We start from the raw sequence: 15183 nt of genomic DNA on the forward strand, positions 1-15183 counted from the left end.
TCGCCCGGTCCATGGGCGACGACCAGGCGACGATGACGCAGACGTCGCAGGTCATCGGCACCGCTCAGTACCTGTCGCCGGAACAGGCTCGCGGCGAGCGCGTCGACCCGCGCAGTGACATCTACTCCACCGGTTGCGTGCTGTACGAGCTGCTCACCAGCCGGCCGCCGTTCACCGGCGACTCCCCTGTCTCCATCGCCTACCAGCACGTCCGTGAAGACCCGATCCCGCCGTCCGAGGTGGACCCGCAGGTCCCGGAGTGGCTGGAGGACGTCACCCTCCGCGCCATGACCAAGGACCGCGAGGAGCGGTACCAGAACGCCGCGGAGATGCGCGCCGACATCCAACGCGGTATGGCCGGAATGCCCACGCAGGCCGGCACCATGGCCATGGCCGCCGCCGGAGCGACCACGGCGCTTCCACCCGCGAACGACAACCGGTACGACGACTACGACGACGATTACGACGACTACCGGGACGAGAAGAAGGGCGGGAACAAGACAGCCCTTTGGGTCCTGCTCGTCCTGGGTGTCATCGCCTCGATCGCCTTGGTCGTCTTCCTGATGACCCGGGACGGGACCGAGGAGATCGAGCAGGGCACCGTCCCCGACGTGGCCGGTCAATCCCAGGAGGAGGCCGAGTCGGCGCTGATGGCGGAAGGCTTCGAGACCTTCACCGTGGATACGCAGGCCGACGACGAGGTCGAGGAGGGCTCGGTCATCGAGACCGACCCGACGGCCGGTACCGAGGCCCCACTCGATGAGTCCGTCATCATCATGGTCTCCTCCGGCCCCGGTGCCATGGAGATCCCGAGCGTCGAAGGGCAGACGGAGGCCGACGCGCAGTCGGCCCTGAGCGAGGCGGGCTTCGAGAACGTCACCACCGAGTCGCAGGCCCACGAGACGGTGGCTCAGGGCAACGCGATCGGCACGGATCCGTCCGCCGGCAACGAGGTCGCCCCCGACACCGAGATCACCCTGCGCATCTCCTCCGGGCCCGACCAGGTCGGGGTGCCGGACCTGCAGAACATGTCCCGTGACCAGGCCCAGAACGCCTTGGACCAGGCGAATCTGGTGGCACAGTTCGAGGAGCAGGAGAACCCGGACCACCCGGCGGACACCGTCATGAGCCAGTCCCCCGCGGCGGGTCAGAACGTGAACGCCGGTACCACGGTGACCGTGACGCTCGCGATCGCTCCGGCGGACGACGAGCCGTCCGAGCCCGAGGAGCCGAGCGAGCCCGAGCAGCCCACGGATCCGGAGGAGCCCACGGACGGCCCGTGGTTCCCGGGCCCGCCGGATGACGATTTCGCGATCCCGCGCCGCTGATAGAGGACGCGGGAACAGACACGAGAAGGGCCGTACCCGAAGGGGTGCGGCCCTTCTCGTGGTCATGAGACCGTTGGGGTTTCGGGACCTCCCCGACGGTGACGCCCACACCGGCCGGGGCGTAGACTGTGGGCCTATTCCGAACCGCCCCACAGTCCTGGAGCAGCGACCGTGCCCAAGTCCCGCAACGATCGCAAGAAGAAGGCCGTTTACACGCCGCCTCCTTCCAAGGAGCAGCCCAAGGTCAGTCCCCGTTGGCTCGTGCCGACGATGCTGGGCTTCTTCATCGTGGGCATCCTCTGGATCGGCGTGTACTACATCGCGGGTTCCCAGATCCCGTACATGCAGGACTGGCACAACTGGAACCTGCTGATCGGGTTCAGCGGCATCATCGTCGCGGTCATCCTGTCGACCCGCTGGCACTGACCCCCGCCGCGCACTGACAACGGCCGGGGCGTTCGCCCCGCCTTGAACCGGTTTTCCACAGGGTTATCCACAGATTGTGGGTAGCTCTGTTCGACGTACCCGGAACCGGTTCGACCTGGGCATACGCGACGGCCCCCGGAGAGCGCGCTCTCCGGGGGCCGTCACATGAGTGCTCAGACCAGGAACGTCGTCCACAGGCTCGGAGCCACCAGGGTCAGCACCACCAGCAGGACCACGAAGGCCGCCAGAAGCAGGGCGTGCACCAGGGTGCGCCGCCCCGCCGTGGCGTCACGGCCCGGCAGGTAGGCGAAGACCGCCCCGATCAGCAGACCCCCGACCAGACCACCGATGTGGGCCGTCCAGGAGATGTTGGGGACCAGGAAGGTGATTCCGAGGTTGAGGGCGAGCAGCACCATGATCATCCGCGTGTCCAGCCGCAGCCGTCGACCGATCACGAACACCGCGCCGAAGAGCGCGAAGATCGCCCCGGAAGCACCGACGGAACCCGCGTTGGGTGTGGCGAGCAGGCTGAGCACCGAGCCCGCCAGGGCGCCCAGGATCCACAGGGCGAGGAACCGCCCGTGGCCCAGCCACCGCTCCAACTGCGGGCCCAGGATGAACATCGCGTACCCGTTGAACAGCAGGTGGAAGACACCCGCGTGCAAGAACGCGGCGGTGATGAGTCGATACCACTCGCCGTACTCGACGACGCCGTATCCCCACATGCTGAACAACCCGGTCAACGGCGACATCGTCGCCTGACCGATGGGGTTCGAGGTCCCCAGTTGGAGTGCGAAGCCCACCACCATCATGACCAGGATCGTCCAGGTCACGTACGGCTTGGCGACGACCTTGCCCCCGAAGGTGGTCCGGGTGGACCGCACCTTGCGGTTTCCCTCCGCCACGCACGAGGGGCACTGGAACCCGACGGACGCCTCGACCATGCAGTCGGGGCAGATCGGTTTCCCGCACCGGGTGCAGCTCACCCCGGTCTCCCGGTCGGTGTGCCGGTAACAGGTGCGCGGCGCTCCGGCGTCCGGTGTGGAGCCGGAGGGAGGGGGAGAAGCGGTCATGGGCGTCTGGTCACTCCTTGGTTCTCACCGTGTCTTTAACGGGTGATCTCGACACTGTTGATCACGATGTCCTCGCGGGGACGGTCCTGCGCGTCGGTGTCGACCTTGCTGATGCCGCTGACGATGTCGGCACCCTCGACGACCTCACCGAAGATGGTGTGGCGGCCGTCGAGCCAGTTCGGCTCGGTGACGGTGATGAAGAACTGCGAGCCGTTGGTGCCCGGACCGGCGTTGGCCATGGCCAGCAGGAACGGACGGTCGAAACGGAGGCTCGGGTGGATCTCGTCCTTGAAGGTGTAGCCGGGGCCACCGCGACCGGTGCCCAGCGGGTCGCCACCCTGGATCATGAAGCCGTCGATGACACGGTGGAAGACCGTGCCCTCGTAGAGACTGTTGTTGGACGGCTTGCCCGTGGCGGGGTCCATCCACTGCTTGGAGCCGTCGGCCAGCCCGATGAAGTTGGCGACCGTCTCCGGCGCCTGCTCCTCGAACAGCTTGACGACGATGGTTCCCTTGGAGGTGTTCAGCCGCGCGGTGGGCTGACCCGTGGAGTCCGACACCACAGTGCCTTTCGGTCGAGTGAGATTACGTGCTCACGTTACCGTTCCCTCCACGCCGGTCAGGCAGATCCCGAACGGCCGCGCACAGTGTCGAAACGTAGATCACAGACGCAGAGGACGTATGTTGAGATAACACCCGGATAACGGGGAAGGACGACGAGCAGCACCATCCATGGTCTGACGCGTCGACCATCGGGTGGAAAACCCGTACGAACTGGCGAAACGATCAAAGGAGCTGACGACGTGCCTATCACTGCCAAGCGTCGCAAGGCACGCAAGGAGGCGGAGGTTGCCCTCGCCCGCCTGCAGGACCTGGCCAGGGACCAGGCCGACCGATTCGGCCCCTATGCTGACCAGGCCAGGGACCAGGCGGCCCTGAAGCTCATCCAGGCCCGTGGCTGGACCGCGCCTCGGTTGGAGTCCGCCGCGCTGCGTGTCGAGGACACCGTGGCCCCGCGGGTGGCCGGCCTGCTGACCACTGCCGCCCAGCGGATCGACCCCAAGCCCGCACGTCGTGGGCTGAGGTTGTTCCGCGGAGGCGGCCGTCGGATCCCCCGCGGTGTCGTGATCGGCGGTGCCGCCCTGGTCGGCGGTGTGGTCGTGTACTCACTGATCCGCCTCCGCCAGGCCTCTCAGGACGCCGAGTGGCAGGAGCACCTGGACCAGGCCCGCGAACAGGTCCGTGAGACCCGCGAGAACCTGGGGGAGAAGACCGCCGAGGCTGCGGACGAGGTAGCCGAGAACGCCAAGGCGGCCTCCGCCAAGACGAAGGAGAAGGTGCGCGCCACCACCGGTGAGGGTCGCGCCAAGGACAACGGCCGGCCCGGCAAGTGATCCTGTACCTCGGGCCCGGGGATCTTCTCCCCGGGCCCGAGGTGTGTCATCACTCCTGGTCGTCCTTGATGAAGCGATAGGTCAGCGGGTAACGCCACCCGTTGCCCATGATGTTGGTGGCCGCCGCCATGACCGGCAGGACCAACCCGCCCAGGGCCACCACGAGCAGCAGCACGATCGGGAGAACCAGGACCGACAGCACCGCGCTGGTGAGGATGGCGACGAGCCACCAGAGCTGGAAGTTCAGCGCCTCCAGCGCGTGCCTGCGCATGAAACTCGTACTGTTCGGACTGATCAACAGGACCAGCAACGGCCCCAGAAGAGGGAAGAAGAACGCCGAGCCGTGACTCAGGCCGGCTACGACCTTCTCCGCCGGGTTGTCGGTCCGCAGGTTCCGTAGGTCGTTCGGGCCACGCTTACCACCCCGGAACCGACCCTCCCGGGCCTGCCCTGGAGGCGTGTTCCCCTCGAACCCCTGAACACCCAGGTCCGTGGTGAGCGGAACGAGCTCCGAGGCGACCTTGGCCCGCATGGCCTGGTCGATCCGTTCGTCGAACTCGTCCTCCTCCAGCTGTCCCTTGGCGTAGGCCTCGCGAAGGACCTCCGCCACGGCGTCCCGGTCCTGGTGGGTGAGACGAACCTGTGGCCTTGGCTCGTTCGGGACCCATGGCCGCGGGTCCCGCCGGCTCTGCTCTGACATCCCCACTCCCAAAGACTGTGTGGGGGCTCGACCGTACGAGGATGATCGCGCCCTCCTCCATAATGCTGCATGGAGACGGGTGCGGATATGGGGGTCGTCCCTGATCCTCCCCTGATCCGCCGGTCCTCCGAAAGGAGGTGGCGGCCTTCCGACCATCGGCCCGTCCAGCCGGGTCGGCATGTCGATGAATCGGGTTGTTCCCCTCGCTCCGCGCCCGGCCTCCCTCACAGCCTCGCGCGAGCATCCTCGTCACGGTCGGCGTCGGGGCTCCCCTCCCCAACGCCCTCGGGTCAGTGCCCGGCGGCGACGGCCGGTTCGCCGCGCACCGGCTCCGGCTGGGTCCTCTCCTCCTCATAATGCTTCTCGGCGCTGGTGAGGAGGTCATACCAGCTGGTGACGTCCTTACGGCGACGCAATAGAGCGCGACGCTCACGCTCGGTCATTCCGCCCCAGACGCCGAACTCGATCCGGCTGTCCAGCGCCTCGGCGAGGCACTGGGTTCGAACCGGGCAGCCACGGCAGATCAGCTTGGCGCGGTTCTGCGCGGCACCCTGGACGAACAGTGCGTCGGGGTCGATTTCGCGGCACTTGGCACGAGCCGCCGTCTTCTCATTCCACATGTTGCCCCACTCCCAAGATCAGCATGTGTGGTGATCGAAATCCGCCGACCGGCTGTCGGCGGACGAGGGATTCAGCGGACCGATCCGAGGACTTTGCAAGAGGCCGTACGGGGGGCCGTTCGGCTCGCCTTCGGGGGTCGTTCGTTTCGGCGCGCTGTGTTCCTCGTTGTCGTTGGTGTCGAAACTACGGATCGTCCCAGTTCACCAACAGACCCCAAGAGGCCTATTTCTCATATGGCCCACTAGGACCATTGCCTCCACAGGAAGTGTCATCATACACACACGGAGGGTCACTACATGTGATAGGAGCCCCCGCCGGCGAAAGGAAGGAAAGGTCTCCTTCGGACCATTCTTCCACAACCTTAATGACCTGCGACTTCACGCCATCCCATGAGCGGCTCACCCCACACGGACAGGCCTGACCGAACCGGGCGGGCAGGACACGAACCCACCCGAACGGACTAGAGAACACCTTCCGACGACCACACTGCGCAATCCCACCACCCACCCTTTCCCCACCCGCAAGGAACGCCCCGAACTACTATTCAGTAACCCAGACAAATGGGCCGGCACGACACTCGGGACCCTCTTTCCAACCGGAAGAAGGTCCCGAAAAATGGTTTTCCCGACGAATTCTTCCCGGGGCTCAGGCAGCCGGAAGCCCGGCTCGGAACTCCCGGACCAGGTCCTCCAGGACCTGCTTGGCGTCGCCGAACAGCATCGTGCAGTGATCCCGCTCGAACAGCTCGTTCTTGATGCCCGCGTACCCGGGGGACAGGCTCCGCTTCACCACCATCACCCGCCGGGCGTTCTCCACGTCCAGGATGGGCATCCCGGCGATCGGGGACCCGCTCGCCCGATTGGCCGCCGGGTTGACCACGTCGTTGGCTCCCACGACGATCACCAGGTCGACGTTGGGGAAGTCGCTGTTGATCCGCTCCATCTCCACCAACCGGTCATAGGGGACATTGGCCTCCGCCAGCACCACGTTCATGTGCCCGGGCATACGCCCGGCCACCGGATGGATGGCGAACCGGACCTGGACCCCTTGTTCGGCCAGCGCGTCGGCCAGATCGGCGGCGGGCTGCTGCGCACGGGCCGCGGCCAGGCCGTACCCCGGCACAATGACCACGTTCCGGGCCGCGTCCAGCACCATCGCCGCCTCCTCCGGATCAGAGCCCACGACGTTCTCGTAGGAGTCCCCCTCACCCGAGGCGACTTCTCCCAGGCCTCCGGCGAAGACGCTCAACAGCGTCCGGTTCATCGCCACGCACATGATCTGGGTGAGCATCAGCCCGGCCGCGCCAACGATGATGCCGCCCATGATGAGCATCGTGTTGCCGATCGCGAACCCGCTCGCGGCCACGGCGATACCGGACACCGAGTTCAGCAGCGAGATCATCACCGGCATGTCCGCCCCGCCCACCGGAGCCACCGCGAAGAACCCGACCGCGAGGCTGAACAGGAGCAGCAGCAGAAACGCCAGGACCGCGTACCGAACGTCGACCAAGGACAGCGACAGCGCCATCGTGACCAAGGTCAGCAGCGACGCCCCGACGATCAGGGGCCCGCGTCCGGGAATCCGGGTCAGCCGGCCCAACCGACCCCACAGCTTGGCCTCGGCGAGGATCGATCCGGACAGCGTGGCCGCGCCGACCACCACGGAGATGGCCAGGGCGAGCGCGGAAACGGCCCCCATGAGGCCGATGGCGCCCTCCCCTGCGTCGGGGGCGAGTACCTCCTCCCAGAACAGCGCCAGCCCCACCAAGGCCGCCGCGGCCCCACTGAATCCGTTGAACCGGGCCACCACCTGCGGCATGGAGGTCGCCGACGCCCGCAGGACCGTGATGACGCCGACCGTGCCACCGGCGACCGACCCGAGAACCATCCAGGTGTAGTCCACCAGGCCCATCTCGACCAGGGTGATGATCACGGCCAGCAGGACACCGACGGCCAGGAAGAGGTTGCCCGTACGCGCGGTGCGCACCCGCGCCAGGCGCTTGATCCCCAGGACGAAGAGCGCCACCGGGACGAGGTAGGCCAGTCGGGTGATCTCCTCGGCGCTCATGAACGCTCCTTCCCACCCGGGGTGAAACTGCCCAGCATGCGGTCGGTGACCATGAAACCGCCCACGACGTTGGCGGTGGCGAAGGCGACGCCCAAGGTGGCGAAGACCGTCGCGACCGGACCGGAAGTGGTCCCGGCCAGGACCAGGGCGCCGATGACGACCACACCGGACATCGCGTTGGCACCCGACATCAACGGTGTGTGCAGCATCGGCGGGACCTTGGTCAACAGCTCGTAGCCGAGGAAGGCCGCGAGGACGAAGACATAGATCGAGAGGATCAACGTGCCGGTCATGATGTGGCCTCCGTTGTGTCCCGAGCGAACGCCAATGCCGCCGCGGTGGGTTCGTGGAGCACTTCGCCGTCCCGGACGAGCAGGAACCCCGCGAGTTCGGGATCGGCGTCGACGTCCAACTCCCCCTCTTCGGTGACGATCCGGGCCAGCAGGTTGACGACGTTGCGGGCGTAGAGGGCGCTGGCCTCACGAGGCATGGCCGCGGCCAACCGGGGTGCGGGGAGGATCTTCGTACCGCCCCGGTCCAGTGGTTCGTCCGAGTCGGTCAGCTCACAGTTCCCGCCGTCCTCGGCCGCCAGGTCGACGACCACGGAACCGACGGGCATCCGGTCGACCATCTCGGTGGTGAGCAGTACGGGGGCGTCACGTCCGGGGATCTGCGCGGTACAGATGACCGCGTCGGCCTGGGCGACGTGCGGAGCGAGCGCCTCGTGTTGGGCTCGCGCCAGGTCCGCGCCGAGCTTCTTCGCGTACACGCCGTCGCTCTGGTCGGTGACCCCCGGTATGTGCACGAAGTCGGCCCCCAACGAGGCGACCTCGTCGGCCGCGGCGGCACGCACGTCGTTGGCCTTGACCGTGGCACCGAGACGTTTGGCCGTGGCGATGGCCTGCAGACCCGCCACACCCACGCCCAGGACGACCACGCGGGCGGGCTTCACCGTGCCCGCGGCCGTCATGGACAGCGGGAAGAGCTTGTCGATGGCGTTGGCGGCGAGGAGGACCGCCTTGTAACCGGCGATCCCCGCCTGGGACGAGAGCGCGTCCATGGCCTGCGCCTTGCTGATTCTCGGCACGAGTTCCATGGCCAGTGCCGTGATCCTGCGTTCGACCAGTGCTCGGGCGAGTTCGGTGTCGTGGACGGGCCGTAGGAATCCGATCAGGGCCGAGCCCTCGGGGAGCGCGGCGATCCGGGCGGGGGAGGGCGGGCCCACCGTCACCAGGGCCTCCGACGTGGCGAGGAGCTTCTCCGTGTCCACGACCGTCGCCCCTGCCTGACGGTAGTCCTCGTCGTCGTGTCCGGCGGCGGTGCCCGCCCCGGCCTCGACCTCGATCTCCAGGCCTCGATCGACCAGTGTCGCGACGGTCTCGGGTGTCGCCCCGACCCGTCCGTCGCCGGGATCCTCCGATCGCGCGAAGGAAAGTCGCATGCCTCATCACCTTCCGTAGGGTGTGGGCCGGCGACAGTGGCCTGGACGCATGGCCGGGCCGTGAGGGGACGCCTGAAGTCGGGGGAAAGGGGGGTGGCTGCCGTCGGCTCGGACTGACTACCTACCCGCGCCGATGGCCCGGATCACGCCCGGAAAGACGAAAGACCCTGCCGGCGCGTCGTACGCACGAGCAGGGTCGTATCGAGGAGGAGTGGAGCCAAGGGGAGTCGAACCCCTGACCTCCGGTATGCAAAACCGGCGCTCTGCCAGCTGAGCTATGGCCCCGTTTCGGTTCCGGGCCTGGCCCGTTCACCATTGCAGAGCATACCCGTATCGGCGGGTGCTCCGAGCGCACATGACAGGGGGCCGGACACAGCACAAAGCCGTGGGTCGCACCACGGGGTCGTCGGCCCACCCACGTCTTCGTGTCACTAGCGGACGCCGGGCGACACACGTGGTGTGCACCGTCGAACCCGTGACGGGAAACCCACCGGCCCCCTGTCGGTGGCCAGGAGGGTCCGCGATCAGCTCTCGCTGGCCGCGGTGGCTTCCGTCCACAGGTCGAGCTCGGCGCGGTCCGCCTGGATCTTGCGGTAGACGGCGAAAGCCCCGAGGGCCACCAGCGCCAGAACGATGATCTTCTTCACTGTCCGGACCCTTTCTCAGTTGGAAAACCGGTCGTACACACGGGCTCTCGCCATTGGGCGAGGGCACCGAGGGCAACTTTATGAGGTTGTCACCTAGCAGACTAGCAAGCTATTGCGGGCGGTCCCTGCCATCGTGGACCGATTCACACCGGGTTTCTCGGTTGATCCACTTCCGAGCCCTCAGGTGAGCAGCGCCATCCGGCGCAGAATCCCCACGGTGGCCCGAGGATCCGCGGCGATGCCGGTGAGCCGGTCCCAGACTCCATGGCAGGAGCGGACGGCCTCCTCCGACTCGACGATCGCCCCGCCCTGGGTCGCTTCGACGTAGGCGAGGTCGGCCTCGTCCTCCTCGAACCCCATGATCGAGAACGGGCCGGCCAACCCGGGGTGGGGCCCGGCCGAGGTGGGGAGGAGCTGCACCGTGACGTGGTCGGAGCCCGTGGCGAGTTCGACCAGGCGGCCCGCCTGTGCCCGCAGCAGGGAGAGGTCCGCGGAGACACGCTGGAGCGCGTCCTCTTCCACCACGGCGTGGTAGCGGCCCAGGGCACCGGATTCGAGGATCTCCTGGCGTTTGAGGTGCGCGGCGACCATGCGTTCGGCACCGTGGTCACCATGGCCGAGGGACCGCGCCACGGTGGCCGTGTAGTCGGGGACCTGGAGCAGGTCGGGGACGAGGATCCCGGCATAGGTCCGGATGGTGACCGCGCCGGCCTCGTTGCCCACGTAGGCGGAGGAGAGAACGTCCTCATACTCCGTCCACCAGGGGCGAAGTCGGGATTCCCGGACGAGGGTCAAGATGGCCTCTCGCCGGCCGCCGGTGACCCCGTAGAGCTTCAGCAGGGCGGAGATCTCCATGACGGAGGGCCACTTGCGGATCCCGGTCTCTATGTGGCCGAGTTTGGCCGGCGACCACTCCAACTCGTCGGCCACGTCGTTGAGGGTCATCCCGGACCGCACACGGTGACGGCGGAGTTCGGCGGACAGTCGCCGTCGACGAACCGTGGGACTGGTCATAACACTGATCCAATGACGCGGAGTGTCGGAAGTGTCCCTCCAGCGAAACACGGTGTCTAGCATCTAGCAATGAGTTTCTAGAAAACCGGTGCCGATTCGATGCAATAAGGACAACGCGACTCGCTTCTCCTTCGTCGATTCCAGGCGTTTGTTACGATGAGTAAGCGAAGTTCGGTGTTGGGTGGTCACATGGCCCACAGGAGGTCGTTCACTCGTCGTGGCCCTCCTACGACGCTGCGGACCCAACCGGGGCGCGTCAGGAGGCGCGTACGATGCAGGAGGTGCCCGCCGCGGCGGGCGTACCCGCACATGTAGAGGAAACCCATGAGCTACCCGCTTGACGACGCAGAGCAGCTGATCGCGAACGCGGAGGCCGAGATGCCACCGAGTACCCGGTCCCGTCTCATCGCGAAACTCCGTATGGGTAAGCACATCGACGACGCGGCAGCGGAACTCGGGATCGGCCCCAAACAGGTGTTCTCGACCGCCCGCATCCTCACCGCTTTCGGCGACCAGCTGGACGCCACCCTCACCGAACAGCGTGACCCCTCGCTGCCGCACGGCACCGTCACCGGCTACAACAAACGCTGCCGTTGCCCCGAATGTCGAGCCGCCCTCCAGCAGCGCATTTGACCTCTAAAAGGCCGATGTCCGCTTTCGGCCACCCGCCTCCACCTGCGGCAACGGGTTGTTAACCCAGACTTCTCGAAGCAATACGGTTCTCCGAGGCTTATCAGCCGTGGGTTCGGGGGAGATCGCTGACATGAACGAGCACGTGGACTGGTCGGCGATGAGCGAAGACGATTTCGTTGCGCTGCTGCGGCAGCTCATCGAGGCCCCGGAGGTCGACGAAGACTAGGGCCTGTTTCCCCGCCACGGGCCTGACCTGGCCCGGCGAGTACGACCCGTGCCCATCACGGGTCGGTCCCCCACCCCTGCGCCTCCCCTGGCGATATCGGTGGTAGTCGGTAGCGGTCGCCGGCGTTGTCATGTCTCGGCCGTTGTCGTCGGTGTGTCGGTGTGTCGGTGTGGTCATTGGCCTGCCGTGCCGTGTCCGGCTATGGCCAGGGGCTCAAGGACATGTTCATGGACCTCAGCAGCCAAGACAGCAGCCACGACGTCAGTGGCCACAAAGGTGGAGAAGGGTCCCCCACACACGGAACCCGTGCGCGGTTCCGGGGCGGGGCGGCCAGGACGGGACGAACCCGGGTAGGCCCCGCCGAGTACGGTCATGCCCCGGTGTGTGCTCTAGCCCCCTTCAGGAACCCGGCATGCGACACCTGATCACGCCTCTGACCGAGGCCATGCCCGTGATCTGAGGCGCCCACCTATCCCGCCCTCTCGGTCACTGCTGGATTGTCCACAGGCGGGGAGTTCGGGGTGGTGAACCGTTCTGCCTACGTGATCCCATTGATCTTGGGGGAGCCGCTGGTTTCGCCGGTTTCGTGCTGCCCGGGGGTGGGGTGAGTGTGGTGGGGTGGGGTGCCTCAGGTTTTTGGCTCTTGGGGTTGGTGGGGGTAGCTCGGGTGTGTTGGTGGGGCGCCTCGGCTAGAGAACCTGCCGGTGGTCGGGCGGGGTGGGGGTGGGTTCTCCCTCCTTCCCCGCCGCGTGATTGTTGCCGCCCGCACCGCACGCGTCAAGGCGATGTTGAGTCCCCATCAGCGGTGCTGGTGGCCTTGACCCGTGCGGCGCGGGCGGCGGTTTGGCGGCTATCGGGGAAGGGGGGAGAGTGGTTGAGGTCCCAACGGCCCCGGGCTTCGCCCGGTCCGGCCGCAGGCGGCCGGATCCCTTCCCCTCCGCCTGGTGTCCTCGTGGGCCGCGTCGCCACTACGTGACGGGTGAGGTCACGAAGCACCCGCTACAGGTGGGGTGGGTGGTGGGGCGCGTCCCCGCGGTAGCCGGCTCTGGTCTTTTCAGCGATGATCTTGCTCGTAGCGCCCATTTGGGCGCCCAACATGGCGCTACGGACAAGATCGTTTCTCTTCAGAGCCCCTTCCCTCGAATTCGCCAGGAGTGTCTCCGCGATGGACGGATCCGGCCATAAGGAAAAGGGGGGTTCGGGCAACCCAAAACAGGGACTCTCGAATAGCAGGAATGCCAGCTCCAGAATTCGACTAATAAACTCACAGGGGGGGCTGCCATTCTTGAGGGTGTTCGCATATAATCAGAGTATGAGCTTTCCTCCCCACGCACCGCGCCCGACCGGGAACACCCCGGTCGATAAGGCGATGGCGGGTGCGCGGGAGATCGCGGTGGAATTCTCCGAACGGGATATCCCGTTCGGGTGCGAAGCCGATGTACTCGCACAGTTCGGCCGCCTCAACCAGGAAACAGACCGCATCCGCTACGGGATGCTGCCCGCCCTGGCCCGCATGGAGACCACCGGTGCCCTGTTGGAAGAGGGCGGCCAGCGCAGCATCCAGGCGTGGATCACCCGCCAGTGGGGCACCTCCCCGGCCGAGGCCAAGAGCCTTGCCGCCCTCGCCCGGGCGTTGTACAAGCAGCAGCTGCCCCTGGTGGAAGAAGCCTTCCAGGGCGAAGTCTTGTCGTTGGGTGAGGCATGCGCGATCGCGACCTCCACCGAAAAAGCTGTGGCCGATTGGGCGCAGGTGTGGGAAAAGAGCGATGAGGATTTCCGGTCCGCCCACCCGGACGTGGAGGGGTTTCGGGCCCGGCTGGAATACGGGCTCATCGCCTATAAGCAGGAGTACCCGCAGGCGTCGGTGCGCCAGTTGCGGGACGCGGCGAAATGGTTCGTGGCCCGCCTGGACCCCGATAAGGCCGACCGGGACTATGACGAAACGTTCGAGAACCGGGGCGCCCAATTCTCGCCCACGTTCGAGTCCGGGTTTCTGTTGCGGATGTGGGGTCCTGGGGCCGATAACGAGCTGATCCAGGCCGCCCTGGAGGCTTACACCGAACCGTATGGGCCGGAGAACGCCGCCGTGCCGAAGCATCAGCGCACCTATGACGCGATGATGCGCATCTTCGAGACCGCTCTGACCCACCGGGGTTGCTCCAGCCTGAGCCGCCAACCGTTGGCCACGTTGAACATCACCGTGCCGCTGAAGCGGTTCCTAGGTGATGGGTCGGCTGAGCCGGCCACCACTGAGGATGGGGTGGTCATCCCCGACCAGATGGTGGCCCGCCTGACCCCCCACAGTTGGCTGCGCCGGTTCGTGACCGACGAACAGGGCCGGACCCTGTTGGACGTGGGTCGAAAGCAGCGATGCGCTCCGGATCCGGTACGCCAGGCGGCGGGGTTCAAGAAGCCCTACTGCGAGTGGCACCAGGGCTGCGACATGCCGCGTAGCTGGTCGCAGTACGACCACATCGTCCCCTTCTCCCACGGCGGAGCCACCAGCGCCGACAACATGCAGATCCTGTGCTCGACCCACAACCGGCTCAAGCACCGGCTACAGGCCAAGGTGAACCGGCAGATCTGGGAACACCACCACGCCCAGAACCACCAAGAAACAGGAAAGGAATCCGGGTCCGGGGATGGTGAGGGGGAGCCAGCCCCAGCCACCGCCCCCTAACCACCACCCGCTTCCACCAGGTGGAACCCCACCACCCCGCGACCACCCCCGGTTGGGTGTCAGACCCCAAGGGCCCCGTGCCCTGTGGGGATATCAGCATGCCCCACCCCGAACCCCCGCCCGGAGTCATATCCCGGGGACAGAGTGGCTCCCATCGGGGGTGTCGACAGCACACGGCCCTACTACGGATGCCAGCACCACTTCCACCCCTGGTACCGGCTCCCGCCCCAGGTACCGGCCCACCGGCACCATCACCCCCGTGTTGTCTCTCCACCATGATGATCTTGTCCGTAGCGCCATGTTGGGCGCCCAACATGGCGCTACGAGCAAGATCATCGCTGAGAAGACCAGAGCCGGCTACCGCAGGGACGCGGCTCGCCACCCGTCCCACCTGTAGCGGGTCCTTCGTGACCTCACCCGTCACGTAGTGGCGACGCGCTCAACGAGGACACCAGACGGAGGGGAAGGGATCCGGCCGGCCACGGCCGGACCGGGCGAAGCCCGGGGCCGTTGGGACCCCAACCACTCTCCCCCCTTCCCCGATAGCCGCCAAACCGCCGCCCGTGCCGTGCGGGTCAAGGCCACCCACCACAGCGTCACAGAACCCGACATTGCCTTGACGCGTGCGGTGCGGGCGGCAACAATCACGCGGCGGGGAAGGAGGGAGAAACCCACCCCCACCCCGCCCAACAACCCTCAGAGCCAGAAACCTGAGGCGCCCCACCAACCACCCGAGCAACGCCCAACAACCCCAAGACTCCGCACCTCAGACACCCCACCCACAACAAAAAAAGGGGGCCGCCTAAAAAGACAACCCCCCACACACAACCCCACCACACACAAAAAAAGGGGGCCCGCCAACAAGCGGACCCCCCTTCCAAGAAAAACCGTGGCAGCGACCTACTCTCCCACCCCACCACAGGGCAGTACCAT

14 protein-coding genes and 1 tRNA gene are annotated in these 15183 nt (G+C 66.7%); 5 read left to right on the forward strand and 10 right to left on the reverse strand.

Features of this window, described 5'->3' with window-relative positions:
• Together ABZ717_RS27065 and ABZ717_RS27070 are read left to right on the forward strand one after the other, a co-directional pair.
• Window positions 1-1328, forward strand: a 1328-nt coding sequence (locus ABZ717_RS27065) for a PASTA domain-containing protein (RefSeq protein WP_358515588.1), incomplete at its 5' end; no start/stop codon positions are given.
• 171 nt (window positions 1329-1499) lie between these two features.
• The gene (locus ABZ717_RS27070) at window positions 1500-1754 is read left to right on the forward strand and encodes a cell division protein CrgA (protein ID WP_067603863.1); all 255 of its coding nucleotides are present in this window, start codon (window positions 1500-1502) and stop codon (window positions 1752-1754) included.
• A 173-nt stretch (window positions 1755-1927) separates the two neighbouring features.
• On the opposite strand, the gene ABZ717_RS27075 is transcribed toward ABZ717_RS27070, so the two are convergent.
• Both ABZ717_RS27075 and ABZ717_RS27080 read right to left on the reverse strand, forming a co-directional pair.
• Entirely contained in the window at window positions 1928-2827 is a 900-nt protein-coding gene (locus tag ABZ717_RS27075; RefSeq protein ID WP_358515592.1) for a rhomboid family intramembrane serine protease, read from the reverse strand.
• 35 nt (window positions 2828-2862) lie between these two features.
• Window positions 2863-3387: a peptidylprolyl isomerase gene (locus ABZ717_RS27080; RefSeq protein ID WP_358515595.1), complete on the reverse strand. Its 525-nt coding sequence runs from the start codon at window positions 3385-3387 to the stop codon at window positions 2863-2865.
• Between the two features lie 243 nt (window positions 3388-3630).
• Between ABZ717_RS27080 and ABZ717_RS27085 the strand changes: the two genes are divergently transcribed.
• Window positions 3631-4221, forward strand: a complete 591-nt coding sequence (locus ABZ717_RS27085; RefSeq protein WP_358515597.1) for a hypothetical protein — start codon at window positions 3631-3633, stop codon at window positions 4219-4221.
• Between the two features lie 49 nt (window positions 4222-4270).
• Here the strand turns inward: ABZ717_RS27085 and ABZ717_RS27090 are convergent, their stop codons facing one another.
• The 8 genes from ABZ717_RS27090 to ABZ717_RS27125 form a co-directional block, all read right to left on the reverse strand.
• Entirely contained in the window at window positions 4271-4921 is a 651-nt protein-coding gene (locus ABZ717_RS27090) for a DUF4870 domain-containing protein (protein WP_358515600.1), read from the reverse strand.
• Window positions 4922-5211: 290 nt separating this feature from the next.
• Entirely contained in the window at window positions 5212-5541 is a 330-nt protein-coding gene (locus tag ABZ717_RS27095) for a WhiB family transcriptional regulator (RefSeq protein ID WP_358515603.1), read from the reverse strand.
• A gap of 646 nt (window positions 5542-6187) precedes the next feature.
• The gene (locus ABZ717_RS27100; protein ID WP_358515606.1) at window positions 6188-7609 is read right to left on the reverse strand and encodes an NAD(P)(+) transhydrogenase (Re/Si-specific) subunit beta; all 1422 of its coding nucleotides are present in this window, start codon (window positions 7607-7609) and stop codon (window positions 6188-6190) included.
• Window positions 7606-7902, reverse strand: a complete 297-nt coding sequence (locus ABZ717_RS27105) for an NAD(P) transhydrogenase subunit alpha (RefSeq protein WP_358515608.1) — start codon at window positions 7900-7902, stop codon at window positions 7606-7608. The genes ABZ717_RS27100 and ABZ717_RS27105 overlap by 4 nt, the downstream gene beginning before the upstream one ends.
• Window positions 7899-9050, reverse strand: coding sequence for an NAD(P)(+) transhydrogenase (Re/Si-specific) subunit alpha (locus tag ABZ717_RS27110; RefSeq protein ID WP_358515611.1), 1152 nt, complete (start codon window positions 9048-9050; stop codon window positions 7899-7901). Before ABZ717_RS27110 ends, ABZ717_RS27105 begins: the two co-directional genes overlap by 4 nt.
• Before the next feature lie 212 nt (window positions 9051-9262).
• Window positions 9263-9335 (reverse strand) — tRNA-Ala (locus tag ABZ717_RS27115).
• A gap of 239 nt (window positions 9336-9574) precedes the next feature.
• Window positions 9575-9697: a DLW-39 family protein gene (locus ABZ717_RS27120; protein ID WP_014912962.1), complete on the reverse strand. Its 123-nt coding sequence runs from the start codon at window positions 9695-9697 to the stop codon at window positions 9575-9577.
• Between the two features lie 180 nt (window positions 9698-9877).
• Window positions 9878-10711: a helix-turn-helix transcriptional regulator gene (locus ABZ717_RS27125; protein WP_358515614.1), complete on the reverse strand. Its 834-nt coding sequence runs from the start codon at window positions 10709-10711 to the stop codon at window positions 9878-9880.
• A gap of 324 nt (window positions 10712-11035) precedes the next feature.
• On the opposite strand from ABZ717_RS27125, the gene ABZ717_RS27130 reads away from it, so the two are divergent.
• The gene (locus ABZ717_RS27130; protein ID WP_358515617.1) at window positions 11036-11344 is read left to right on the forward strand and encodes a hypothetical protein; all 309 of its coding nucleotides are present in this window, start codon (window positions 11036-11038) and stop codon (window positions 11342-11344) included.
• A 1538-nt stretch (window positions 11345-12882) separates the two neighbouring features.
• Complete coding sequence (locus ABZ717_RS27135; protein ID WP_358515620.1) at window positions 12883-14250, forward strand: DUF222 domain-containing protein; 1368 nt, start codon at window positions 12883-12885, stop codon at window positions 14248-14250.
• Window positions 14251-15183: the final 933 nt, after the last annotated feature.

The sequence above is a fragment of the Nocardiopsis sp. NPDC006832 genome, from assembly GCF_040635885.1.
Classification (GTDB): domain Bacteria; phylum Actinomycetota; class Actinomycetes; order Streptosporangiales; family Streptosporangiaceae; genus Nocardiopsis.

What these genes read in the sequence shown, in the direction of transcription:
- ABZ717_RS27075 (WP_358515592.1), bottom strand. Translation starts at nt 2,827, where the DNA reads ATGACCGCTTCTCCCCCTCCCTCCGGCTCCACACCGGACGCCGGAGCG.
- ABZ717_RS27090 (WP_358515600.1), bottom strand. Translation starts at nt 4,921, where the DNA reads ATGTCAGAGCAGAGCCGGCGGGACCCGCGGCCATGGGTCCCGAACGAG.
- ABZ717_RS27095 (WP_358515603.1), bottom strand. Translation starts at nt 5,541, where the DNA reads ATGTGGAATGAGAAGACGGCGGCTCGTGCCAAGTGCCGCGAAATCGAC.
- ABZ717_RS27100 (WP_358515606.1), bottom strand. Translation starts at nt 7,609, where the DNA reads ATGAGCGCCGAGGAGATCACCCGACTGGCCTACCTCGTCCCGGTGGCG.
- ABZ717_RS27105 (WP_358515608.1), bottom strand. Translation starts at nt 7,902, where the DNA reads ATGACCGGCACGTTGATCCTCTCGATCTATGTCTTCGTCCTCGCGGCC.
- ABZ717_RS27110 (WP_358515611.1), bottom strand. Translation starts at nt 9,050, where the DNA reads ATGCGACTTTCCTTCGCGCGATCGGAGGATCCCGGCGACGGACGGGTC.
- ABZ717_RS27125 (WP_358515614.1), bottom strand. Translation starts at nt 10,711, where the DNA reads ATGACCAGTCCCACGGTTCGTCGACGGCGACTGTCCGCCGAACTCCGC.
- ABZ717_RS27130 (WP_358515617.1), top strand. Translation starts at nt 11,036, where the DNA reads ATGAGCTACCCGCTTGACGACGCAGAGCAGCTGATCGCGAACGCGGAG.
- ABZ717_RS27135 (WP_358515620.1), top strand. Translation starts at nt 12,883, where the DNA reads ATGAGCTTTCCTCCCCACGCACCGCGCCCGACCGGGAACACCCCGGTC.